Raw genomic sequence first — 23,069 nt, 5'->3', positions numbered from 1 at the left:
ACCCTCCTGTCGAAAAGGTTCCGGCATATCGGCGACGGATGCCTGAACTTGCCGCAAACGGCGTGGGAAGGGCGCGGGGCCGGCTGCGTTCCGGAGCCGGCCGAGGCGACTTCGGTGACCTGTGGTGCGGAAACCCCGTGCAGGACACGCCGGTTGGCGGGACGAGCCGGTCGACTGGGGCATCAGGGACGGGTCAGTCCACTCCCGGGTAGGTGACGCCGATCTGCTTGCGGACGGTGTCCAGGGTGCGCATCACCGCGAGGGTGCCCGCCAGTGGCACCAGGGGCGATTCGGTCTCGCCGGCGCGCAGGCAGCGGTTCACCTCGGCGGCCTCGTGACGCATCGTGCCGCGTTCGGGGTCGGCGGTGGCCTCGGCGAGCAGGACGGTCTGCGGTTGCCGGCCCGACCGGTGGATCACGAAGCGGTCCGGGTAGAAGAAGCCCTCGGCGAATTCGATCCGCCCCTTGGTGCCGGTGATCGTCGCGGGCGCGTCGGTGTCCGCGGTGAACGTGCAGCCGAGGGTGGCCACGGCGCCGTTGTTCCAGCCCAGCACGATTCCGGTGTTGTCGTCCACACCCTCGGGGGTCAGGTGCGCCCAGGCGCGGATCGCGTCGGGTTCACCGAGCAACAACTGAGCGAACGACACCGGGTACACGCCGAGATCGAGCAGCGCGCCGCCGCCCTGCGCGGGATCGCGCAGCCGGTGCCCGGGCGGGAACTCTCCGGCGAAGCCGAACGCCGCCGAGACGCTGCGTATCTCGCCGATCTCACCGGCGGCGATCACCTCGCGCAGTCGGCGGATCAGCGGGTGGCAGTACGTCCACATCGCCTCCATCAGGAACAGCCCGCGAGCGCGCGCCAGTTCCACGAGTTCGCGGGCCTCCCGCGCGTCGAGGGTGAACGCCTTCTCGCACAACACGGCCCGACCCGCCTCCAGGCACAGCCCGGCCGCGAGCCGGTGCGCCGAGTGCGGCGTGGCCACGTAGACGACGTCGACGTCGTCGTCCGCGGCCAGTTCGGCCCAGCTGCCGTGGGCGCGGGGGATGCCGAACCGTTCGGCGAACGCCTTCGCGGCCTCCGCGCTGCGCGAGCCGACCGCGACGACCTCCGTGTTCGGCAGGCTCTGCAGTGCCCCGGTGAACTCGGCGGCGATGCCGCCGGTGGCCAGGATCCCCCATCGGATGGTCCGCGTACCGTCGTTCATCGGCGTGCTCCACGACTCGGTCTCGATCCCGCGCGACCACCGAGGGTTCGGCGAACGGCGCGACGTGCTCGGATGGAGCGTGCCATACGCCCTGCCGGACCCCGCACACCGGAGCCACCCGGCGGGGCTCGCGGGTCGACCCGGCCGATCGGTTCTGCGGACCCGCCATCGCCCGGCCGCTACGCCAACGCGATCTCCGTGCCGATCGATCGCTCCCTGCGGCGGCGACCACCAGTGCCACCACCACCGCGTCCTGTACCGCGACGCCGACCGAGGTGTGCCCGTGGCGGGTGCCGGCAGGCTCGTGCGGCCGGGTGAGTGGGGTCAGGGGCGCGGTCGTCGGCCTCGCCGTGGGGTGTGCGGGGCGGCCGGTGGTGACGGCGGCGGCGTCTCGGTCAGCCCGCTCGGTACGGCTGCGCGCAGGGCTTCGACGGCCGCGGCCACCGCGGGGTGCGCGGCGGCGCCGCTGCGGAAGGCGATCCTGGTGCGGCGATGGATCGCCAGCCGGGTCAGGTGTACCGCGGGCGGCGGATCCGCGATGCCGAGCCGCGGTACGACGGCGACGCCCTGACCGGCCGCGACCAGTGCCAGTACGGTGGCGAAGTCGTCCACCTGGTGGCGCACATGCGGGGTGAACCCGGCGGCCTGACAGGCCCGGATCGTCATCGCGTGGCACATCGTGCCCGAAGTCGCGGTGATCCAGGGCGAGTTGCGCCAGTGCGCGAGCACCGAGGAGGCGGCCTCGGCGGCCGGCGCGGAGGTCGGCGCCGCCAGGTACATCGCCTCGGTGCACAACGGCCGGTCGGCCAGGCCCGGTTCGTCCGTCGGCGGGACGAAGTCGTACTCGTGGATCAGCGCCACGTCCAGATCACCCGCGCGCAACGCGCCCGCGACGCCGGCCGGGTCGATCTCCAGCACCATCGGCTCCAGCCCCGGGTGCCGGTCGCCGAGACGGGCCAGGGCGGCCGGGACGATCGTTCGGGTCGCGGTGGGGAAGGTGCCGATCCGCAGCGGGCCCGCCAGGCCTCGGCGCGTGTCGGCCAGTTCCGCCGCGGCCTGTTCCAGGTGGTCCAGGACGGCCTCCGCGTGCCGGACCAGGTTCCGGCCGGCAGGGGTGAGCGCGACCCGCCGGCCGGTGCGCTCCAGCAGGGGGACGCCCGCCTCGCGTTCGAGGGTGGCGAGTTGCTGGGAGACCGCGGACGGGGTGAAGGCGAGCGCCTCGGCGACCGCGGCGATCGTGCCGCGCAGCGAGAGTTCGCGCAGCAGGCGCAGGCGGCGCACATCGAGCATCAGCTCAGCTTACGCTCGGATTCACAAATGTGAACTGGACCTGAACGAAATGCGCGGGCCACCCTGGTGGGTATGAACCGATGCCCACCCCTGCACGGGGTTCACGTACCGCTCGTCACGCCGTTCGCCGCCGACGGAGACGTCGCCGAGGAGGCGCTGGAGGGCCTCGCCCACGGCGTCCTGGACGCGGGCGCCGCGGGGATCGTCGCGCTGGGGACGACCGGTGAGGCCGCCACGCTGGACGCCGACGAGAAGCGCGCGGTGGTGGACGTGTGCGCGCGGGTGTGCGCGGCCCGCGGCGCGGCCCTGACGATCGGCGCCGGTGGCAACGACACCCGGGCCGGTGCGCGTGTCCTCGCGGACCTCGCCGCGCGGTGGCCGACGGCCGCCGCCGCGCTGGTGCCCGTCCCGTACTTCACGCGTCCCGGGCAGGCAGGCGTTCGGGCACACTTCGCCCGGCTGGCGAGCGCAAGCCCGCTGCCGCTGATCGTCTACCACATCCCGTACCGCACCGGGCAGGCGCTCGACGCGGCCGGACTGCGCGAACTCGCCCGGATCCCCGGTGTCGTGGGGGTCAAGCTCGCGACGGGCGGCATCGATCAGGAGGCGGTGGACCTGCTCGGCGATCTCCCGCCGGACTTCACGGTGCTGGCCGGCGACGACCTGTTCCTGTCACCGCTGCTGGCCCTGGGGGCGGCGGGCGGCATCCTGGCCTCGGCGCACCTGGCCACCGGCCGGTTCGTGGAACTGGCCGACGCCTGGCGGGACGGCGACCCGGCCCGGGCCCGGGACCTGGGCCACGCGCTGGCGAGGATGTCGGCCGCGGCGTTCGGCGAACCCAACCCGACCGTGATCAAGGGCGTCCTGCACGCGCAGGGCCGGATTCCGACCCCGGACGTACGACTGCCCCTGCTGCCCGCCCGGCGCCCGTCCATCGACGCAACCCTGAAGTGCCTGGCCGACCTGGGCGCGTAGGCGCCGGCGCGGCCCATCGGCTCCGGCGGGGACGATGGCCGGTGTGCGCGATCGGGTGGGCGCCGTCCTGTGCGTCGAAGGCGCGGGGTCACCCGGCCGGGAAGCGGGTCACCCAGCGGCGCTGCCATGGGGTTTCGACGGCGCGGGGGTGGTGGTGTCGTCGGGTCCAGGCGACGGCGTCGGTGGGGTCGAGCCCGGTCAGGACGGCGAGGCAGGCGATGACCGTACCGGTGCGGCCGACGCCGCCGGCGCAGGCGACTTCGACCGAGGCGCCGGTACGGGCCCGCTCGTACAGGGCGCGGATCTCGCGTACGGCCGCGTCCCGATCGCGCGGCAGGAGGAAGTCGGGCCAGTCGATCCACGTGTGCGGCCACGACAGCCCCTCCTCGTGCCGGCGGCGCAGTCGGTCGGAGCCGAGGTAGAGGCCGAATTCGGGGACCGGCCCGTCCGGCAACGGCCGGCGCAAACCGCGCCCGCGGATCGCGGTGCCGTCCGGCAGGTGCAGGGCGTTCGTGAGAGAGGTGTCGTTCATCGAGTGGTGCTCCGATCGGGTTACGGTCGGGATGTGCCGCTGTCATCGACCGTCGGCGCCGCAGCGGAGTGCGCGAGAGCGCGGCGAGCACGGTCGCGCCCGCGACGGGCGGCGCGGCACTAGAAGACGGGTGGCCCCGCTTCGATCCGGCGCAGGATCGGGGCCGACAGGTACAGGTCGGCGTTGTCCATGCGTTGGCGTTCGTCCCACCACGTGGCGCCGGCGTCGATCAGCGGCCCGAGCAGATCGTGGGCCCGGGCCGGATCGGTGGGACTGACGCCGCCGAGGACGAACTCGAAGGGGGCCTCGGATCGGTCGTCGCGGTGCTTGCGCACGTACGCGACCAGGTCGCGGACCTGCTCGACCGGCGGGGCGTGACCGTGCCGGGCCGAGGCGAACAACGGGACCGCGCCGTCCCAGCGCGCGGCGCGGCGCATCGGCGGCCGATTGGGCCAGAACCCGCCGATCCACACCGGCGGTCGCGGACGCTGCGTCGAGGCGGGCAGCAGCGTCACGTCCCGAACCCGGTAGTGCGGTCCGTCGTGGTCCACCGGTTCGCCCGACCAGTAGCGGTCCAACAGGCCCAGGCCCTCGTCCAGGCGCTCGGCGAGGACGACCGGGTCGGTCGGCTCGCCGAAGTCGCCGTACTCGTCCTCGACCGGTCCGCCCAGTCCGGCCCCGAAGATCACCCGCCCACCGCTGAGCGCATCCAACGTCGCCACCTGACGGGCCAGTTGCTGCGGACGCCGGCGCGGGACCGGGGTGACCAGGGTGCCCAGTCGGATCCGCGAGGTGGCCAACGCCGCCGCGGTCAGCAACATCCACGGATCCCCGAAGGGTTGACCCCGCCGCGCCTGTTTGTCGTGCACCACGTGATCCCAGACGAACAGGCCGTCCCAGCCGGCCTGTTCGGCTGCGACCGCGACCGCGGCCACCGTCCTGGGATCGGCGAAGTCACCGAAGTTCGGGATGTTGACAGAGAAACGCATCCCCGCATCCTGCTCCGCCCCGCCGACCCGGGCAACCCGTCCATGGGCCCGGTGCGCCGGGCGAGTCCTTGCCCCGAGGTCGACGGTCGGCCCGGGGGGCGGGAGCGGGGCCGAGGGGGGTGAGCGGCCGGATGGGGGTGGGGACTTGGCGGGACTTGTTTGGGGTCTGTTGGCCGGGGCCACTGTTCGGGGTGTGGGGGCTTCACGGAGAATCGTGGTGGAGCCCCGATGTGCGGGGTCGGCGGGAAGGGAGCAGGTCGTTGATCCGTTTCGCGCACCGCGCCAAGGGCGGGGCCGTGCTGGGCGCGGCGCCGGGCCACCACGGGCCGTTCGGCGCCGATGGCCCCAACGCCCTTGCCGACGTTCGTCTCGTGCCGCGTCCCTACACCCATCCGGACACGCAGATCCTCCTGTACGCCCTGTATTCGGAGCAGGTCGGCCTGTACGGCTTCGCCGATCATCCCGACACCACCGAGCCTCGCGATCTGGAGCCCCCCGAGGGCCTGTTCGTACTCGCCTACAGCGGACACGCCCCGGTCGGCTGCGGCGGATGGCGCACGATGCCCGGTCGGGCGGCGGAGATCAAACGCCTGTACGTCAGCCCCGAGCAGCGCGGCCACGGCCACGGCCGCCGTCTGCTCGGCACACTGGAGCACACCGCCGCCCAGGCCGGCGCCCGGCGACTGGTGGTGGAGACCGGCAGCCGCAACATGCGGGCCCTGGCGCTGTTCGCGGGAGCCGGCTACACCTTGCGCGACCCCTACGTAGACGGCCGCGACCCGACGATCACCCGGGCGATGACCAAACCCCTCCTGCGCACGGCGGGCAGCGGCCCGCTCTCGGCCCCACCCCGCTGACCCGCTTCGGCGAACGGCAGCGCGGTCCCGTGGTCGCACGGGGCGGGGTCAGTCGAAGAGGGACTCCTGCACGTCGAGTGCGGGCATGAATTCGGGTTCGACGGCGGGTACGGAGGACCCGGCGACCCGGATGAGGTCCTCCAGGGTGGACCAGCGGCCCGCGGCGATGCCTTGGGCGACGGTGGTGTGGAACAGGTGGGCCAGCGCGTACGCGTCCCAGGTGACCGCGCGTTCGTGGGGAGGGCGCAGGCCGATGTGCCGGAGCCTGGAGTCGAAGGACTGTGGTGTGGCGGTCGGACCGACGACCGCGGCCAGGGTCATCACGTCCAGGACGACGCACGAGGCGAGCAGCGGGCAATAGGCGCGCTGTTCCCGAACGAGCGTCTTCTCGGCGAACGGCGGCAGCCCGATCACCGCGTGCGGGAGGTCGCGGACCACGTGGCGTTCGATGTCCGCGAGCGCCGCGGCGAGGGAACCGGGTGCGGCGGGCGGTACCGGGACGGTGATCGGCGCGGGTGGTGGGCTTCCGGGCGCGGGAGGTTCGATCGGGGCATACGCGCGCCAGGCGACGTGATCGCCCGGACCGTGATGGGTGAGTGCGGCGACCTCGACCGGGACCGGGCGCTGTAACCCCCGCGTCTCCAGCCGAAAACGCAACCCCACGAAGCGCACATCCGACAGCGGCGTCGTACTCGTTTGTCCGGCCACGCTCGGAGTCTATGGCGGAGCGCCCACGCCGCCGCGTCGCCGTGACTCGCCCCCCGGCCGGCCGCACGCCGCGCGCCCGTCGCGCGTACGGATTCACCCCGGAGCGACCCCGCCGGATGCACCCGACCGTGCGACGACGGCCCGGCGTGTCCTTCGGCCCGGGGTGAGGGCGACGGCTCGATCAGGTACTTGACTGATGTGTACAGAACTGGTTGGCGTTCGGATCATGAGCCGTCCCCGCGAGTTCGACGACCAGGCCGTGGTGGACGCCGCGCCGGCGGTGTTCCGGGAGAAGGGCTACGAGGGCACCAGCACCCAGGACCTGTGCGAGCGCCCCGGGCTGGGTCGCGGGAGCCTGTACAACGCCTTCGGCAGCAAGCACCGCCTGTACGAGGAGGCATTCCGGTGCTACGCCGAGGTGCCCGCCCGGGCGCAGCTCGACCTGCCGGCCGAATCCGAATCCGAATCCGATTCCGCGTCCGAATCCTGGTCGGTGCGGGAGCGGTTGCGGGATCTGATGCTCGGCGTGATCGAGGTCGACATGGCCGACCCCGGGCGGCGCGGCTGCCTGGCCTTGAACGCCGCCACCGAACCCGGCGGGCGCAACGAGGCCGTCGCGGCGCTGGTACACCGCCAGTTCGTGGATCTGGAACAGGCGTTGTGCCGACTGGTGGCGGTGGGCCGGGCCACCGGCGAACTCACCGCCGGTAGGCCGCCGCTCCAGGTGGCGAGGGCGTTCCGGAGCGCGTACTACGGCCTGCGGGTGCTCGCGAAGGTGACCGACGAACTGGCGATCGCACTCACCGCGGTCGGCAACGCGGGCCTGTTGCCGTGTTCACCTTCCTGGCGCCCCTGTCGACAGACGTGACCGGCTTCGCGGACGGCGCCATCCCCCTGTTGTTGCTGATCTACGGCGTCGGCGCGGCGGTCGGGAACGTGATCGGCGGCCGACTGTCCGACCGCGCGCCGATGGCGGCCCAACCGGGCCTGCTCGCCGCCCTCGCGGCGGCCCTGGTGCTGATCCGGACGGTCGGCGGCAACCGGGCGCTCACCGCGATCATGGTGTTCGTGGTGGGCGCGCTGGGCTTCTCGGTCATTCCCGGGATGCAGGCCCGGGTGCTGACCACCGCCGCCGAGGCGCCCACCCTGGCATGGCGGTGAACGCGTCCGCGTACCAACTCGCCGCCGCCCTGGGCGCCTGGCTCGGCGGCCGGGTCGTCAACGACGGTCCCGGGCTGCGCTCGATCTACCTGTTCGCCGCCCACCACCGTCGTCGCCATCCTGCTCGGCGGCTACGCGTGGCGTCGCGACCGGGCGGCCGTCGCGGTGACCTCGGCGAGTTGATTCGCCCGCCGCCGGCCGGCGGAAGCGACCACCGGCCGCGCCGGCGCCCGGTTCACAGACCGTGCCGGCGGTCGCCCAGCACGCTTGCACATACGCGCGCCTCGTGTTCGGCCGAGAACGGGTCCCGGCGGGCGGCGACCGCGCGTCGGGTCTCCTCGGCGACCAGGTCGGCGTTGATCCGGATCGCGGCGGCGGCACCCGCCGCCGCCGCGGCGCCGACCTGGGCGGAGGGATCGGCGACGTTGCCCGCGACCCACACGCCGGCCACGTCGGTGGCGCCGCCCGGATCGCACGGGATGTGCTCGCCGGCCCCCGACGGATGCTCCACCGGCCACAATCCGAGCCCGGTCAGGAATCCGGCGCGGGCCACCGTACGCGGTGCCACCACCAACGCCGCACGCTCGACCACGGTGCCGTCGGCCGACCGAACTCCCACGAGGCGGTCCCCGGCGACCTCCAGGGAGGCCACCGTGCCCGCGACCACGCGGATGCCGCGGGCGGCCAGTTGCTCCGCCTCCTCGTCGGTCGGCGGCACGGTGTGCGCGAAGAACGTGACATCCGCGCTCCACTGGCGCAGCAGCAGCGCCTGGTGCACCGACAGCGGCCCACAGCCCAACACCCCGACGGCGCGGTCGCGGATCTCCCAACCGTGGCAGTACGGGCAGTGCAGCACGTCCCGGCCCCACCGGTCGCGCAGCCCCGGCACGTTCGGCAACTCGTCGACCAGCCCGGTGGTCACCAGCAGCCGACGGGCGCGGACGATACGGCCGTCGGTCGACGTCACCGCGAACCCGTCCCCCATACGGCCGACCGTCTCCACCTCGCCGTCGACCACGTGCGCGCCGTAGCCGCGGACTTCGGCCCGGACCCGTGCCAGGTACTCCGTCGGCGCGATTCCGTCCAGTGCCGGCAGCCCGTGTACGCCCTCGGCCGGGGTGTTGCGCGGGGCACCGACGTCGATCACCAGCACCGAGCGCCGAGCGCGCGCCAACGTCAACGCCCCGCTCAGTCCCGCGGCTCCACCGCCGACGATCACCACGTCGTAGTCGTCATTCATCGGCCGATCGGTCATCGTGACCACCTCCACGACGACCATGCGACCGGGCTGAGGTTTCGGCAAGCTTCTTTGCCAGTTCGGCAAAAGCGACGGTGCGTGCGAGCGCGGCGGCGCGCGGGTCGCGCTACGCGCCGCGCACACGCGCCGGGCGCGGGCGCCCGACGCGGCTGCTCGTCTCGCGCGCGAACCCGGGAACGACGTACGGCCGTGCCCGAATACGGGATGGCCGGCGGCGAATGCCCGGCCTCAGCCGGGAAGATCCCAGACGGTCGCTTCCAGACGTAGCGGAACGCCGGCGGCGGCCGGTCCGGTCACCTTGATGTACCCGGTGCGTCCCTCGTTGGTGATCATGCAGTAGCGGGCGCCTTGGGCGAGTTTGCCGCCCACATAGGTGCCGCGCTTGGCGACCGCGTCGGCACACACCTCCGCCGTCGGCTCGGGGCTGCCCTGGGGAAGTGCGGCCAGGGTATTGGTGGAGCCCACCGTCATGAGGTCGGGGTCGCCCAGCGTGTACGCGAAGAACAGGTCCACCGCCTTGTTCGACTGGGAGACCAGCGGCGGGCTGGTGTCGAACTCGACGTACTGCTTGTTCGGATCGACGGTGACCGGACCCGGCCCGAACAGGACCCGGGCCGGCTGACCGCCGGGTGCCGGTGCGTTCGAGGTCGACTGCCCGCCGCCGCCGGTGGTGGTCGGCGGTTTCTGCGAGACCTGCGGAGCCTGCGGGCTCTGCACGCCGGGCACGGGAGCCGAATTCGCCGACGGCGTCTTCGAATCCGAATCCGAATCGGACCGACTGACGGTAATGGTGACGATGATGCCGATCAGCGGAATGGCGATGCCCACCACCCACCACGCCCACTTGGGTTGGCCATGATGCGGAGGAGGAGGGGGGCTCTGCGAGCCTGGATATCCCGGATGGTTGGTCAAGTCGCCTCCGTGGTACGCGTGGCCGATCAGCCGCGGCACTCTATCCAAGGAACCTCCCCGGCCGCACCCCTGCCGGCACGCCGCGCCCGCCGGCCCACTCCGGCCGGCAACACCGCCGGTCCGGAGCCCGCGAACGCCGTACCGCCCACTGCGGACGTTCGTCGCGCGACTCGCCGGAGACTTGCTCCACATTGGGCATTCGCCAATCACGGGCGACGACTTCGCGGTGTACGCGGCCACGTACGGTCGGCGCACGGGGCGTCGTCGACGACGTGGCGTACGGGCCCTATCGATCAGTCGCGTTCGGTGGGTCCGGAGGCGATCGGTGGCGTGCACCCGCCCGCCCCCGCCCGTACCATCGTCGGTCAGCACGCGACCGAGGAGCACTACCACGCGGTCCGCGACCAGCTCGGCCTGAACGATTCGTTGCCGGAGCAGTATCGGGACTGGCTCGCGGGCGTCGCGCACGGCGACCTGGGATCCTCGCTGTTCAGCGGCGAGTCGGTCACCGCGATGCCGGACAGCCGTATTCCCGTCTCGTTGTCGCTGATCCTGACCGGTACGGCCGTCTCCGGCGTCGCCGGCGTGACCCTCGGCATCCTCAGCGCACGCCGCGGCGGACCGCTGGTCAAAGCGGTCGACGTGCTCTCGCTGCTCGGCCTCGCCGTGCCGGCGTTCCGGCTGGCCCTCGTCCTGATCGCCGTCCCGGCCGTCGAGTTCGGGTGGTTCCCGGTCACCGGATATGTGTTCCCGGCCGACGACCCCGTGGAGTGGGGCCGTTCGCTGGCCCTGCCCGTGCTCTCGCTCTCGCTCGGCGCGGTGGCGGTCATTTCCAAGTAGACCCGCGACTCGATCCTGGACGTCTCCACCAAGGACTTCATCCGCGTCATGGAGGCCAACGGGTTCTCCCGCCGGTCGATCCTGTACCGGCACATCCTGCGCAACGCCGCCATGCCGGTGGTGACGGTGCTGGGCGTCGTACTGGTCAATCTGCTCGCCGGCACGGTGTTCGTGGAAACGGTGTTCGCGATGCCCGGCCTGGGCGGTCTGATCCAACAGGCGACGATCCAGCACGACATCCCGGTCATCCAGGGCACCGTCCTGTACATCACCCTGTTCGTGGTCCTGGTCAACCTCCTGGTCGACCTGGCGTACGGCCGACTCGACCCGAGGATGCGTGCCGCATGAACACGCCCACTTCCACCACCGGAGTCGAGCGCGTCGGTGTCTCGCTGGGTATCGGAGCGGGCGAAACGGTGGGCCTGGTGGGGGAGTCCGGCTCGGGGAAGTCCACCATCGGTCGGGCCGTGCTCGGCTTGAACCCGGTGCACGCGGGCCGTATCCGGTTCGAGGGCGTGGATATCACGCACGCCACGCGCAACACCCGTCGCGGGCTCGCGGACCGCCTCCAGGTCGTCTTCCAGGACCCGTACTCGTCGCTGAACCCCGCCCGCACGATCGGGCAGACCCTGGCCGAACCGCTCCTGGTCCACGGATGGTCGCAGCGGGTACCGACCGAGGAACGGGTCGCGGAGATGCTGGAGCGGGTCGGCATGCCCGCCGACACCGCGCGCCGCTACTCGGGACAGTTCTCCGGCGGACAGCGACAACGAATCGCGATCGCCCGGGCGTTGATGATCTCCCCTCGGCCGGTGATCTGCGACGAACCGGTCAGCGCGCTCGATCTGTCCATCCGGGCCCAGGTGATGAACCTGCTCGCCGACCTGCAACGCGAGTTCGGGCTCGGCTACCTTTTCATCGCACACGACCTGCCGGTGGTGCGGCATCTGTCGCACCGCATCGTCGTGTTGTACCGGGGCCGGGTGATGGAGTCCGGCGACGCCGAGGAGATCTACTCGGAACCGGCGCACCCCTACACCCGGGCGCTGCTCGCCGCCGTGCCCGAACCCGACCCCCGGGCCCAGCGGGCCCGTCGACAGAGCCGAACGGACACGGTCGCGGTGCGGCCACCGGGGCTCAGCGGGTGCGTCTTCGCCCACCGCTGCCCGTACGCCGTGGAGATCTGCCACGTGGAACGTCCGGTGCCGCTCACGCTCGCGGTCTCCGGTGCGGGCCGGCCCGTCGGCACGGACGCCGGTCCCGGCTCGGGCGCATCGGCAGGGCCTGCGGCGGCCGGGTCGGCGGTTCGATCGTTCGCGGAGTCGCCTGCGGGCTCGCCTGCCCATTCGCCTGCCGAATCGCCTGCCGAATCGCCTGCTCGTTCGCCTGCTCGTTCGGCGGCCGGTTCTTCGGCCCTTCGGCCGGGTTCATCGGCCCTTCGGGTCGACCGTTCGGTGGCCTGTCACCGTGCGGCCGAACTGAACCCACATCCGCACCGGCAGCCGCAGCCGCGTCGGTAGCCGTAGCTGCGTCCGCGTCGGCATTCGCGGCGGAACGGCTCGGACCCGACCACTCCCGACGCGTCGTCGTCGGGCATCGAGTAAGCGAGGGAATCGTTGTGCGAAGAACACGAATGGCCGGGGCAGCGGCGGCGGTTGCCACCGTCGTACTGCTCGCCGCAGGTTGTGGTGGCGGCTCGTCCGGCGACAAGAGTGGCGGGAAGGGCGGCAAGGGGGACACCCTCACCGTCGTCTCGCTCAGCCCGCCGGCGAGTCTGGATCCGGCCAAGGCGAACGTCGGTTCGGACAACTGGTTCGTGAACCTGTCCTACGACACGCTCCCGCCTGGACGAGAAGGGCACGACCCAACCCGGTCTGGCCACCGAATGGGGCTACATCGGCACCGGCAACACCGACTTCGAGTTCGGACTCCGCGAGGGCATCACCTTCTCGGACGGATCGCCGCTGACCGCCGAAAGCGTCGCCGCATCGCTGAACTACGCCCGAAAGAACGGCCTCAACATCTCCTGGCTGTCCTCCATCGAGTCGGTCACCGCCACCGGGCCGCTGACCGTGCGGATCCACTGCACGACGCCCAACCCGGTGCTGCCGCGCCTGCTCGACAACGTCTCGTTGGTGGGCTCGGTGATCAGCCCGGCGGGTCTGGCCGACCCGGCGAAAATGGGCACCAGGTCCTTCGGCGCCGGACCGTACGTCCTCGACCCCTGGCAGACGGTGTCCGGCGACCACGACACCTACACGCCGAACGCACGGTACTGGGACAAGACGAAGATCCACTGGAAGAAGGTGGTCGTCAAGGTCATCCCCAACCCGAACTCCGCGCTACAGACCGTCAAAACCGGTCAGGCCGACGCCCTCACCATCACCGCCGGGCAGGTCGACGCCGCGAGATCGGGCGGCCTGACGGTCGCCCACACGCCGATCGTGACGCTCGGGGTCAACCTGGTCGATCGCGCCGGTACGCGGGCCCCGCCACTCAAGGACGTCCGGGTTCGCCAAGCCCTCAACTACGCCGTCGACCGGGCCGCGATCACCAAAGCCGTGGTGCAGCAGTACGGGCAACCCACCACGCAGATCGGTCTGCCCGAAGCCGAGGGTTTCACCGCCGAGACCGACCGGCGCTACCCGTACGATCCGGCCAGGGCCAGGCAGTTGCTGACCGAAGCCGGATACCCGAACGGATTCGCGCTCGACATGGAGACACAGGGTCTGCTCGGCATCGACCTGGTCACCCAGGCAGTGGTCGAGCAATGGAAACGGATCGGCGTGACCGCCCAGGTCACCACCGACACCAGCGTCGGCCGGTGGCTTGCCAACGCTACTTCGAGGAAGTTCGCCGCGGTCGGATTCGCCTACGGAGCCGCGCCCACCTACCTGATGGCGCTGGACTGGCTGCTCCCGCACCCGACCGCGTTCAATCCGTTCGCGTCCCAGGACCCGGAACTCACCCGCAGACTGACGGACGCCGCGAGCGCACCCCTCGACCAACAGGACGCCAGGTACCGGGAGGTCGTCCGCTACGTGGTCGACCAGGGCTGGTTCGTCTCCGTCATGCGCATGGATGGCATCTACGCCTTCAACGCCAAGAAGCTCACCGGTTTCACGACGGCTCCCAACCACCTTCCCGACATCGCCTGGGTGGTTGCGCCGAAGTAGTCGCAGGGGACGGGCGGGGGCGGGGCCGCACGGGGGTGACAGGACGGGGACGGGGGACGGAGTGGGGGCGGCACGGCGTCTGCGCCGGTGTCGGGGCGGGGGCCACGCGGGGCCGGTTGCCCGGTGTGGTCCCCGCCCGGCCGGTGGCCGACGAGGTGTGTCGGCTTCGCGGTCACGGCGGGGTGCCGACTGCTCCGAATGCACGTGCGGGGTCGCCCACTCGGCCGGGTGGGAATCGATTCAGCCTGCTCGTGGGAGTGATGCAGCGTGCCACGCGACGGATCCGACTGTCGGCCGCGAAAGGGTGGTGCCGAACCGTCCCGTTGGGAAAGGAAACCCTCCCCATGCGTCTCCGCAACACCATGGTCGCCGCACTCGGCGCGCTCGTGCTCGTCGTGACCCTGCCGACCTCCGCCGGCGCCGCCACCGGCGAGTTCTCCTACAAGTACACCGGCCTCAACGGCCAGGCGCAGGAAGCCCGATTGAGCGACCCGCCCGGCCGGGAATGCATCACGTTGCCCGAAGTCGCCGACCCCGATGCGTCGAATCCGGCCCATTCGCCGAGGAACGACACCGACGCCACCGCCACCGTCTTCACCGACGTCGACTGCGATGGCGACTACTACACCCTTCGCCCCAACGGCGGTTCCGCCTCCGAGCGCCTGAAGCTCCGCTCGGTGGTCTTCAGCTGATTCCCGGACCGGACCTTGCGCGCCACACCTCCGCCGGAATCGGATGAGCCGGAACCCGGCTTTCCGGGGTCCTGCGGGAGGCTTGCAGGTCGTGCGGGTGGCGCATCAGGTCTTGCGCAGGGGCGGTTGTACGGCGGATCGTTGCGGATGCGCCGACAACCCCCGTGGTCGGTGCCCGGGCCGCCCGGCGATCTCACCCCCAATCGTCGGGCGGCTCCTTCCCGACGACTCGGGTGCTCGTGCTCCGGCGATCGGGTGACCGGGTGACCGGGTGACGGGGTGGCGGGGTGGCGGGGTATCGAGTGTGGGACCCGTGGTTGCGCCTCGGGACGGGCGCCGTTCGCCACCGCCACCGCCACCGCGCTGCGGACGTGGGTTTGCCCCGGTCCGTGCTGATACTCTCCGTGCGGCAAATCAGCCTGTGGTGACCAACCTTCGGGGGTTTCATGCGCTCGTGGCGGCGTTGTCTGGATGCGGCGGGCGTGCGTGACAGCACACTGCGCGCCGACTACACGGCCGCCGAGCGGTTCATGCGACGTCGGGAGACGGCCGGATGGGCGGCGTTGCGGCTGCTGGCGCCGCCGCAGTTCGCGCCGCACGCGCTCGTCGGCGCCGCGATGGGGTACTTCACGGACGACGTCTGCGACCGCGGTGACGAGGCCGGACGTCGGCGGCGATTCGAGGCGTGGGCCACCCGGGTGCGGGCGGCGCTGGACACCGACACCGCGACGCATCCGCTGTTGCGGGCGTACCTGCACGCCGCCCGGGTGCACGGCCTGCCCCGCACGTGGGCCGACGCCTACCTGGAGGGCACCCGCGCCGAACTGGACTTTCCCGAGTTCGCGGACGAGGACGCCTACCAGCGCTACGTCGACGCGCTGACCTGGCCGGGCGCGATGCTCAGCACCGGGCTCACCCCGCATCTCGTCCGGGACGAGGAATTCGCCGCCTCGGTGCGCCTGTTCACCGACGGGTTCCAACGCACCGATCTGCTCTGCGACTTGGCGGACGACCTGGGTGCGGGACGGATGCGGCTGCCGCAATCCGACCTGGAACGGTACGGCGTCACGCGCGCCGATCTGGGATCGGGCCGGGACACGCCCGGCGTCCGGGCTTTGCTGGCCGCGACCGCGACCACCGCGCGCGCCGCGCTCGACGCCGGTGATCGCCTGGTCGGCGACGTACCGCCGGAGTACCGGCCGCTGGTCCGCAGCGTGCTCACGCTCACCCACCACCGGCTGGACAACGTCTGCGCCATGGGCTCCGCCATCACCCGCCGCCCGGTCCGCGACAACCCGGCCGAGTGCCTGCGCCTGCTCGCCCGCGCCCGCCGCGCGGACCCGCCGCCGCCGCGAAGCCCGAGCCGCTCCGGACCGCGCACTCCGCAGCGCGCCGTGGTCGAGCCGTACGGATCGTGGCCGTGGGCGCGCTCGCGGCCGGGAAGGGTGATCGCCGGCGGGCCGGATGCGCCGACGCGGTAGGGCGGGATGCACCTGCGCCGCGTGCCGCGCGCGCCGAACTTGGCGCGTCCGGCTGCATTGGGTGCGACACGCCGTGTGGCGTCACGATCGTGTCCGACCCATATCGCACAATGGCTCGATGATTCCGGATGACGAGTATCTGTTGAAACTGGGTCGAGTGACGTACAGCCTGGCCCTGCTGGAAAGTGTGGTCCTGGCCGAGCTGGACCAACTTCCCGGTCTGCCGCCGGCATTGGTGACGCGCAAGCTGGCGGGCAAGAGCATCGAGGCGATCGCGCGGGCACTGACCGACTCCGCGAACACCGGCAAGGTCGCCGACGAGACGACGCGGGCCTGGCTCCAGGTGGCAGGCGGCGAACTCGCCGCCGCAGGACGCATCCACCACGCGATCAAGCACGCCCGCGCCGCCGAGGAGGGCGAGCAGCCGCACCTGCACCGACGCAGCGGCGAAATCGGCGACGCCGTGGACATCACCTCGGCCTGGCTGCAACGCGCCCAGTCCGACCTCGACGACGCCCTGCGCCAGGTTTCCGGAGGCCGAGCAAAGGCCGCCTGAGCACCCGCACGGACCACTGCCACGGACCACTGCCACGTAACACCACCACGCAACACCACCACGCAACACCGCCACGGAGCACGGCGGGCGCGGCAGCACGGAGCCGAGGCCGATCCGAGTCACCGGTACGGCTCATCGGACTCCCCGGCCGCCGCCCGCCACCCGCGACCCAATCCCGCCCTCCGCTCCGCCGACGCGACCACGCCCCGCGATCGGTGAACCGGCCCGAGCGCTCGCACCCACGGAGGCGAGCGTGTGCCGGTTTCCCGACGGCCACGATCACCGATCCACGGCCCTCGCGCGGGAGCACGGAACAACCCCGGCGCGCACGGACCTGTTCGCCTCGCGCCTGTTCCCGGACGGCCACGCCGGCGAAGTGCTCCACCGCGTCGGCCCGTTCGCGCCGCAGGCTCGACCCGTCCGGTAGGCGGGGGCGGGCCGGCGGCCATCAACCACCCCGCGAACCGCTCCATTCACCATCCACCGAACCTCTGGAGAAACGTGACTGTTTTCGAAACCCTCGAGTCCGAGGTCCGCAGCTACTCCCGTAGCCGGCCGACTGTCTTCACCCGCGCGCACGGCAGCCGCATGTAACACGAACAGGGCCGCAGCTACCTGGACTTCTTCGCGGGAGCCGGTGCGTTGAACTACGGCCACAACCACCCCGTCCTCAAGCGCGCGTTGCTCGACTACCTGGAGAGCGACGGGGTCACCCACAGCCTGGACATGGCCACCGTGGTCATCGTGGAGACCGTGCAGGGCGAAGGCGGCGTCAATGTCGCACGGTACGAATGGCTGCGTGGGCTGGCCGAGTTGTGCCGCCGGCACGAGATCCTGCTGATCGTCGACGACGTGCAGATGGGCTGCGGCCGTACCGGGCCGTTCTTCAGCTTCGAACCCGCCGGGATCACCCCCGACATCGTGTGCCCGTCCAAGTCGATCGGCGGCTAGGGCCTGCCGATGGCGCTCACCCTGTTCCGCCGCGACCTGGACGTGTGGGAGCCCGGCGAGCACAACGGCACCTTCCGCGGCAACAACCCGGCGTTCGTCACGGAGAGCCTGACCGAACTCGCCGACGCACACGGCATCGCCGTCGTGACCGGCGGCGCCGGATCGGCGACCCTGTTCGACGGCAACTGCATGCACGGATCGGCGGAGAACATCACGCCGTTTCCGCGGGCAAATCTCTTCATCGTCTACAACAGCATCGACAACGCCCTGACCACCCCCTACGCCGCCCGCGCGACACGACCCGACTTCATCGCGGCACGCGAACCGCGCCCGCTCGGCCGTCGTACCGGCGCGGCGACGTGATGTCCTGACGGCCGTATGCCGTGACGGCCGTGTCCCCGGAATGGGCGGGCCATTTCGGGGACACGGCCACTGCGGGCGGCCGTGAACGGCGGGACGAGAGACGGGCCTTGGGGGCAAGCAGGCCGAAGCCGGCCACGTCATCGCCGTTCCGAGTTGCCGCTTCCGCGATCGACGTCGCGGCCGTGGCCGCGACTCCCCGCCGTTGCTGTTCCTACCAGCGATTCATCAGATAGTGGGAACTCTCGTTTGTCGGCTGGATTGGGCCGGATGGGTGTGAATACGCTCCGTAGCGTCGTCCGAAGGGGGCGGCGCCCCGGCCGCGTCACGTGCCGGCGCGAACCATGCTCGGCGTTCCCAGGGGAGTGGACATGAGTTTTGCGGGTCGTAGGACTGTCGCGGTGATGGCGGCGGCCTTGGCATCGCTGGGCGCGGGAAGCGGTGTCGGCGCGTCCGCGACCACCCCGTCGGGCACCCCGTGCACCGGAGCGGAATGCCCCGGTCTGAAGCCGACCAGGCTCACCGCGAGTCAAGCCAGCCTCAATGTCACCCAGATGCAACTGGAGAACATCAACGCGATGGCGACCGACGCGGTGACCGGGGAGCCCATCCGCGGGGCGAAGATCGTGTTCGCCACCATGGGCGGCCGTACGTTGGGGATGGCCTACACGGACGACTCGGGCATCGCCGCCATCTCCGCTCCGGAGAATCTGGGCCCCGGAACCCTCCAGGAGTTGCTGGGCGGGTACGAGGCGGCGCTGGTCGGCGACGGCATCCACGCCCCGGTCGGAGCGCACGGAGCGATCACCGTCGGCACCGATCAGGGTCCCGGTCTCCCGAGCGGCCCGTGCGCCGTCTGCAGCGATCGTGCGCTCAAGCAGGACGTGGTCCCGGTCGACTGGAGTCGATAGGGATGCGGATCTTCCACCGGCGCTCCCGGGCGGCAGCCGACCCAGGGTCGTCGACCTCTCGTTCGGCCGACGACGGTGCCCCGGCGCCTTGTTCCGCCGACCACGGTCTCCCAGCCCCTCGTACGGCGGGCGTTCCGGAGAGTGGCGCCGTGGCTCCGGTCGGCGCGGTCAACGGCTACGAGGTCCTGGCGACCGTGGCCGCGCTGCCCGTCAGCACCTGGCGCTACCTGTGGGAGGCCGAAGACGTGCGCCATCTCGGCCCGATGGCCCAGGACTGGCACGCCGCCTTCGGCTTCAACCGGGACGACACCAGGATCCCCGTGGTCGACGGCCTCGGCGTTGCCCTGGTGTGCGTCCAGGCACTGCACCGCCGCGTGGAAGAACTCGCGGCCGAGGTGGATCGGCTACGCGAAGCCGCGAGCGTGAACGCATCCGAAGGCGGAACACCATGACGGGGCAGGACACCTTGGCGGGAAACGACACCGTGACGGGATCATCCGAGGGGACGGTGACGGATCGGGCCGAGGGGACGGATCGGCCGTCGGCGGTGTGTACGGACGCGATCTGGCGGCTTCCGGTGACGGTCTGCCGCATCACCCGATTTCTGGGTGAGCGTACGGCCGGCGCCCTGCTGGAGCGCGCCATCGCCTCCGTCGGCGACACGTTGCGGCCCTCCATGGTGGGAGATCGGGAGGTGGTTCCCGACATTCGCCGGTCCCGCTCGTGCCAGGACTTCGCCGCGCCGGAGTTGATGTCGGCCATCGATGAGGTGTTGGAGGCGGTCGAGCACACCCTGGGAGTCTCCTGCCGACACACCGACCCCAGCTACAGCCTCAACGTGCACAACGACGGCGACTTCTACCGGCCGCACCAGGACAGCAGCACCGAGTTCGAGCCCCGGCGTCTGCTCACGTTCGTGTATTACCTGCATCGCACACCCCGGCCCTTCGGCGGCGGCGAACTGCGCGTGTTCGACGCGGTGCTGCCGCTGCACACCGACACGGCCGGCGAGTGGCAGGAACGCAGTTGGCGGGACTGGCAGCCCGAGCACGACAGCATCGTGTTCTTCCGCCCCACCGCCTGGCACGAGGTACGGCCGGTCGACTGCCCGAGCCGGCGGCACGCGGACAGCCGCTTCGCCGTCAACGGCTGGCTGTGCAGCCCCGACCCCGAGAGCTGCTCGAACAACCTGCGCCGGTGAGCCCCGGCGTCCTCGACGCCGCAGCCTCGCGGGACACACCGCCGCGCCCTACGGCTACCCGTCCTCCGGCTTCGACGGCCGATCCGCGGCGAGAGTGTCGGCCACCGTCGCGCAGGCGAGTCGGGCCACGGAGCGCAGCTCGGCGTCGGAAGCCCCGGCACGGCTCAGCACGGCCAACGACTGGTTGACGGCGACGACGAACATGGCGAGTTCGTCGAGCGTTCGGCCGTCGATCGGGGACCCCGACGAGTCCGAGGAGCCGGACGAATCCGAGGAGTCCGACGAATCCGAGGCGTCCGAGGCATCCGAGCCGTTCAACGAGCCCGGTGACGCCGACGAGCGCGCCAGGGCCGCGCGTACCCGCCGGCGCTGGACGTCGAGCAGGCCGCGTACCCGAATGCCGATCTCCTCACTCAGCATCGGTGACTGAGCGGCGGTCTGGACGATGAGGCACCCCGCGGGGACCGACGGGTCGGCGATACGGCTCAGGACCACGTCGAAGAACGCCCCGACCGCGCGCACCGGATCATCGGGGTGAGCCGCAAGCGCCTGCTCGTACCGCGTGCCGTAGATCGACGCGTAGAGGTCGAGGCACCGGCCGAACAGGGCGTCCTTGTTGCCGAAGGTGCCGTACAGGGAGCCGCGGCCCAGGCCGGTGGCGGAGGTGAGGGCATCGAGCGAGGCATCCGCGTATCCCCGCTGCCAGAACACGCGCATGGCCTGGTCCAGGGCCGCGCCGACATCGAACTGCTTCCGGCCGGACAGCGTGCACCTCCCGTTTCGGATTCCTGTGACGAGCCTATCCCCATCTTGGATCGATCGGTCAAATTATCTTTGACCGATCGATCCAAGATGGCTAGCGTGGCGACGACCGGTGCTTTCTCACCCGTTCCCGCACCCGTGCTCATCCGAAAGGCCACCCGATGACCGACGACCTTGCGCCAGACGTCCACACAGGGACCCGCCTGCCCATGCCGGAAGGCCTCGGTTCCGTCTCCCGAGTCCCCGACCTCCCGGTCGGATTCACCGACACCTTCACCAGCCGGTACGTGGACACCGGCGAACTGCGCCTGCACGCCGTCACCGGCGGCGAAGGCCCCGCACTGTTGCTGGTCGCCGGCTGGCCCCAGACCTGGTACGCATGGCGCCTCCTGATGCCCGCACTGGCCCGGGATTTCCACGTCGTCGCGGTCGATCCGCGCGGCGTCGGGCTGTCCGACAAGCCCGACGACGGGTACGACACCGGCACGCTCGCCCGCGACCTGGTCGCGCTGATGGACACACTCGGGCACGGCCGCTTCGCCATTGTCGGCCACGACATCGGGATGTGGACCGGCTACGCCCTGGCCGCGGATCACTCCGACCGGCTGGACCGCCTGGCCGTCGCCGAGGCCGCGATCCCGGGACTGTCCCCCTCACCCCCGCTCTTCGGCAGCCGGGAGGCCAACAACCGTCTCTGGCACTTCGGCTTCAACCGACTCGCCGACGTCAACGAGCAGTTGGTCCGCGGTCGGGAACACCTGTACTTCGGCCACCAGTTCGCCTCGAAAGCCGCGAAGGCGCTGCCCGAGTACGCCGTCCGACACTACGTCGACATCCTCGCCGCCGACCCGGAAGCCCTGCGAGCCAGCTTCGAGTTCTACCGGGCGCTCGATACGACCATCGAACAGAACCAGGAGCGCAGGACTCGACGGCTGAACATCCCCGTCCTGGCGATCGGGGGAGCGGAGAACGCGGGCGAAGCGGTCGGCGCAACGATGAGGCTCGCCGCCGACGACGTGCAGAGCGTGGTCATCCCCGAATGCGGCCACTACCCCGCCGAGGAAGCCCCGGAGGCGACGCTGTCCGCGCTGACCGAGTTCCTGGCCCCCTACCGAAACGACCGAACCACACCGGAACCCCCCACCCGAAACCCGTAACACCCCACCCCCGCAGCCAAGCCCACGGCAACGATCTCGTGTGGCCGTGCCCGCCGACCGGCTCGAAGCCGCTCGGGCCCGTCGCGGTTCCCGGGTGTCGGACGGGACAGGCGCCGGCCGGCTCCTGGTTTGTTGTCGCGTACGGAGTTTGTTGTCGCGTACGGAAACGCGGCGCGGATGGCTTTTCGAGGAGGTTCGCGCCTTGCCCCGTCGATGTGCACGACCACGTGCGGCTCGGTGAACGATAATCTGATTAACAGGCCCTGGTGATGATGAGCCGACCTGCATACGGACATGCGCACTCGACAAGTCCGCGGCGGTTCGCGCCGGTGGAACGGCGTACCAGGTGACGGCGGCGGACGACTTCGAGGTGACCGTGGCCGATCGGCCCACCGGATCCAGGTGAATTTCTCATCGTGACGGTGTTGCGGAAGCGGGTCGACCCACCGGGCGCGGATCCGGCCGACCTCGGGTGGAGGGGTGAGAGGGTGTCGCTGTGACGGAACCGAAGACTTTCCCGGCGCATCTGCGACAGGCGGCCACCGACATCCTGGAGCGCGTCCCCGAGCGGCTGAAGCGCGAGATATACGTCCTGGCCTTCAACATCTGGCGCATCGATGCCGATGACCGCCACCCGTACGTGGACATCGGCTACAACACGGAGAGCCGGTACGAGGAGGAGATACGCCGGGGCAACTCCGATCCCGGGGAGGTGCGCTGGAACTACGCCTTCTGGATCCTGGAGGGCTTCGACAAACTCGGTAACGTCCCCGAGGATCCGGTCGGCGGCCCGCTCTACGAGCGGGAGGCCAGGCGCCTCGGCATCTGGTACGACGGCGAGTTCGATCTCGATCGGATGCTGGACGACGACGAACTCGGCGCCAAGTCCGACCTCCTCCAACTGCACTTCCACGACGCCGTCATCGACCTCGCCCGTCACCTGCACGCGAGCCGTACCATCGAGAGGATCTTCGGCCGCCCGCTGCCCGTCGTCGTGTTCGACATGGACTGCCCGGGCTGGGAGGAGGAGGCGACCAAGGCCGCCAACCCGCCCGAGTCGATCGTGGACTTCCCGCTATGAAAGGTCGGAGCCGGA

24 protein-coding genes and 2 pseudogenes are annotated in these 23,069 nt (G+C 71.2%); 18 read left to right on the top strand and 8 right to left on the bottom strand.

Annotation, left to right across the window (positions count from 1 at the left end; translation table 11 throughout):
• Window positions 1-193 precede the first annotated feature (193 nt).
• On the bottom strand, window positions 194-1,204 hold the full coding sequence (locus tag ACFZBU_RS13745; RefSeq protein WP_391583707.1) for a Gfo/Idh/MocA family protein: 1,011 nt from the start codon (window positions 1,202-1,204) through the stop codon (window positions 194-196).
• A 324-nt stretch (window positions 1,205-1,528) separates the two neighbouring features.
• The gene (locus ACFZBU_RS13740) at window positions 1,529-2,494 is read right to left on the bottom strand and encodes a LysR family transcriptional regulator (protein ID WP_391583706.1); all 966 of its coding nucleotides are present in this window, start codon (window positions 2,492-2,494) and stop codon (window positions 1,529-1,531) included.
• Between the two features lie 72 nt (window positions 2,495-2,566).
• Between ACFZBU_RS13740 and ACFZBU_RS13735 the strand changes: the two genes are divergently transcribed.
• Window positions 2,567-3,469 (top strand): dihydrodipicolinate synthase family protein, encoded by a 903-nt coding sequence (locus ACFZBU_RS13735; RefSeq protein WP_391583705.1) that lies wholly within the window; start codon window positions 2,567-2,569, stop codon window positions 3,467-3,469.
• An 88-nt stretch (window positions 3,470-3,557) separates the two neighbouring features.
• Here ACFZBU_RS13735 and ACFZBU_RS13730 read toward each other — a convergent pair whose 3' ends face one another.
• Both ACFZBU_RS13730 and ACFZBU_RS13725 read right to left on the bottom strand, forming a co-directional pair.
• A complete protein-coding gene (locus ACFZBU_RS13730; protein ID WP_391583704.1) occupies window positions 3,558-4,001 on the bottom strand; it encodes a protein-tyrosine phosphatase family protein in 444 nt (147 codons plus the stop codon).
• Between the two features lie 119 nt (window positions 4,002-4,120).
• On the bottom strand, window positions 4,121-4,990 hold the full coding sequence (locus tag ACFZBU_RS13725) for an LLM class flavin-dependent oxidoreductase (RefSeq protein WP_391583703.1): 870 nt from the start codon (window positions 4,988-4,990) through the stop codon (window positions 4,121-4,123).
• Between the two features lie 260 nt (window positions 4,991-5,250).
• Between ACFZBU_RS13725 and ACFZBU_RS13720 the strand changes: the two genes are divergently transcribed.
• On the top strand, window positions 5,251-5,847 hold the full coding sequence (locus tag ACFZBU_RS13720) for a GNAT family N-acetyltransferase (protein ID WP_391583702.1): 597 nt from the start codon (window positions 5,251-5,253) through the stop codon (window positions 5,845-5,847).
• Window positions 5,848-5,895: 48 nt separating this feature from the next.
• Here ACFZBU_RS13720 and ACFZBU_RS13715 read toward each other — a convergent pair whose 3' ends face one another.
• Window positions 5,896-6,555: a hypothetical protein gene (locus tag ACFZBU_RS13715; RefSeq protein ID WP_391583701.1), complete on the bottom strand. Its 660-nt coding sequence runs from the start codon at window positions 6,553-6,555 to the stop codon at window positions 5,896-5,898.
• A 226-nt stretch (window positions 6,556-6,781) separates the two neighbouring features.
• Between ACFZBU_RS13715 and ACFZBU_RS13710 the strand changes: the two genes are divergently transcribed.
• Together ACFZBU_RS13710 and ACFZBU_RS13705 are read left to right on the top strand one after the other, a co-directional pair.
• Window positions 6,782-7,423 carry a TetR/AcrR family transcriptional regulator gene (locus ACFZBU_RS13710; RefSeq protein WP_391583700.1) on the top strand — a complete coding sequence of 214 codons (642 nt, stop codon included), beginning with the start codon at window positions 6,782-6,784 and terminating at the stop codon, window positions 7,421-7,423.
• The gene (locus ACFZBU_RS13705; protein ID WP_391583699.1) at window positions 7,420-7,716 is read left to right on the top strand and encodes a hypothetical protein; all 297 of its coding nucleotides are present in this window, start codon (window positions 7,420-7,422) and stop codon (window positions 7,714-7,716) included. The genes ACFZBU_RS13710 and ACFZBU_RS13705 overlap by 4 nt, the downstream gene beginning before the upstream one ends.
• Window positions 7,717-7,951: 235 nt before the next feature.
• Here the strand turns inward: ACFZBU_RS13705 and ACFZBU_RS13700 are convergent, their stop codons facing one another.
• Window positions 7,952-8,971 carry an NAD(P)/FAD-dependent oxidoreductase gene (locus ACFZBU_RS13700; RefSeq protein WP_391583698.1) on the bottom strand — a complete coding sequence of 340 codons (1,020 nt, stop codon included), beginning with the start codon at window positions 8,969-8,971 and terminating at the stop codon, window positions 7,952-7,954.
• A 231-nt stretch (window positions 8,972-9,202) separates the two neighbouring features.
• Complete coding sequence (locus tag ACFZBU_RS13695; RefSeq protein ID WP_391583697.1) at window positions 9,203-9,691, bottom strand: hypothetical protein; 489 nt, start codon at window positions 9,689-9,691, stop codon at window positions 9,203-9,205.
• A gap of 525 nt (window positions 9,692-10,216) precedes the next feature.
• Between ACFZBU_RS13695 and ACFZBU_RS13690 the strand changes: the two genes are divergently transcribed.
• From ACFZBU_RS13690 to ACFZBU_RS13635, 12 genes and pseudogenes are all read left to right on the top strand, one after another.
• On the top strand, window positions 10,217-10,726 hold the full coding sequence (locus ACFZBU_RS13690; protein ID WP_391583696.1) for an ABC transporter permease: 510 nt from the start codon (window positions 10,217-10,219) through the stop codon (window positions 10,724-10,726).
• A 48-nt stretch (window positions 10,727-10,774) separates the two neighbouring features.
• Window positions 10,775-11,074 (top strand): ABC transporter permease subunit, encoded by a 300-nt coding sequence (locus ACFZBU_RS13685; RefSeq protein WP_391583695.1) that lies wholly within the window; start codon window positions 10,775-10,777, stop codon window positions 11,072-11,074.
• Window positions 11,071-12,246, top strand: a complete 1,176-nt coding sequence (locus ACFZBU_RS13680) for an oligopeptide/dipeptide ABC transporter ATP-binding protein (RefSeq protein ID WP_391583694.1) — start codon at window positions 11,071-11,073, stop codon at window positions 12,244-12,246. Before ACFZBU_RS13685 ends, ACFZBU_RS13680 begins: the two co-directional genes overlap by 4 nt.
• Window positions 12,247-12,570: 324 nt before the next feature.
• Window positions 12,571-13,902 carry an ABC transporter substrate-binding protein gene (locus ACFZBU_RS13675; protein WP_391583755.1) on the top strand — a complete coding sequence of 444 codons (1,332 nt, stop codon included), beginning with the start codon at window positions 12,571-12,573 and terminating at the stop codon, window positions 13,900-13,902.
• 344 nt (window positions 13,903-14,246) lie between these two features.
• Window positions 14,247-14,594, top strand: a complete 348-nt coding sequence (locus ACFZBU_RS13670; protein ID WP_391583693.1) for a hypothetical protein — start codon at window positions 14,247-14,249, stop codon at window positions 14,592-14,594.
• 482 nt (window positions 14,595-15,076) lie between these two features.
• The gene (locus tag ACFZBU_RS13665) at window positions 15,077-16,075 is read left to right on the top strand and encodes a squalene/phytoene synthase family protein (RefSeq protein ID WP_391583692.1); all 999 of its coding nucleotides are present in this window, start codon (window positions 15,077-15,079) and stop codon (window positions 16,073-16,075) included.
• A gap of 118 nt (window positions 16,076-16,193) precedes the next feature.
• The gene (locus tag ACFZBU_RS13660; RefSeq protein WP_391583691.1) at window positions 16,194-16,631 is read left to right on the top strand and encodes a hypothetical protein; all 438 of its coding nucleotides are present in this window, start codon (window positions 16,194-16,196) and stop codon (window positions 16,629-16,631) included.
• 471 nt (window positions 16,632-17,102) lie between these two features.
• A pseudogene (locus ACFZBU_RS13655) lies at window positions 17,103-17,684 on the top strand (aminotransferase class III-fold pyridoxal phosphate-dependent enzyme); the annotation flags it as partial.
• Window positions 17,685-17,945 (top strand): annotated as a pseudogene (locus tag ACFZBU_RS13650) (phytanoyl-CoA dioxygenase family protein); the annotation flags it as partial. It abuts the pseudogene before it with no gap.
• Window positions 17,946-18,313: 368 nt separating this feature from the next.
• The gene (locus ACFZBU_RS13645) at window positions 18,314-18,853 is read left to right on the top strand and encodes a hypothetical protein (protein ID WP_391583690.1); all 540 of its coding nucleotides are present in this window, start codon (window positions 18,314-18,316) and stop codon (window positions 18,851-18,853) included.
• Window positions 18,854-19,002: 149 nt separating this feature from the next.
• A complete protein-coding gene (locus ACFZBU_RS13640) occupies window positions 19,003-19,305 on the top strand; it encodes a tail fiber domain-containing protein (protein ID WP_391583689.1) in 303 nt (100 codons plus the stop codon).
• Window positions 19,302-20,054, top strand: coding sequence for a 2OG-Fe(II) oxygenase (locus ACFZBU_RS13635; RefSeq protein ID WP_391583688.1), 753 nt, complete (start codon window positions 19,302-19,304; stop codon window positions 20,052-20,054). Before ACFZBU_RS13640 ends, ACFZBU_RS13635 begins: the two co-directional genes overlap by 4 nt.
• Before the next feature lie 54 nt (window positions 20,055-20,108).
• Here ACFZBU_RS13635 and ACFZBU_RS13630 read toward each other — a convergent pair whose 3' ends face one another.
• Entirely contained in the window at window positions 20,109-20,819 is a 711-nt protein-coding gene (locus ACFZBU_RS13630) for a TetR/AcrR family transcriptional regulator (protein ID WP_391583754.1), read from the bottom strand.
• Between the two features lie 206 nt (window positions 20,820-21,025).
• On the opposite strand from ACFZBU_RS13630, the gene ACFZBU_RS13625 reads away from it, so the two are divergent.
• The gene (locus ACFZBU_RS13625) at window positions 21,026-21,973 is read left to right on the top strand and encodes an alpha/beta fold hydrolase (RefSeq protein ID WP_391583687.1); all 948 of its coding nucleotides are present in this window, start codon (window positions 21,026-21,028) and stop codon (window positions 21,971-21,973) included.
• A 496-nt stretch (window positions 21,974-22,469) separates the two neighbouring features.
• On the top strand, window positions 22,470-23,054 hold the full coding sequence (locus ACFZBU_RS13620; RefSeq protein WP_391583686.1) for a hypothetical protein: 585 nt from the start codon (window positions 22,470-22,472) through the stop codon (window positions 23,052-23,054).
• Window positions 23,055-23,069: the final 15 nt, after the last annotated feature.

The organism is Embleya sp. NPDC008237, from assembly GCF_042956465.1.
GTDB lineage: Bacteria > Actinomycetota > Actinomycetes > Streptomycetales > Streptomycetaceae > Embleya.
Note: the sequence above shows the minus strand (reverse complement) of the source record. Positions and strands in the feature narration are given on the sequence as shown.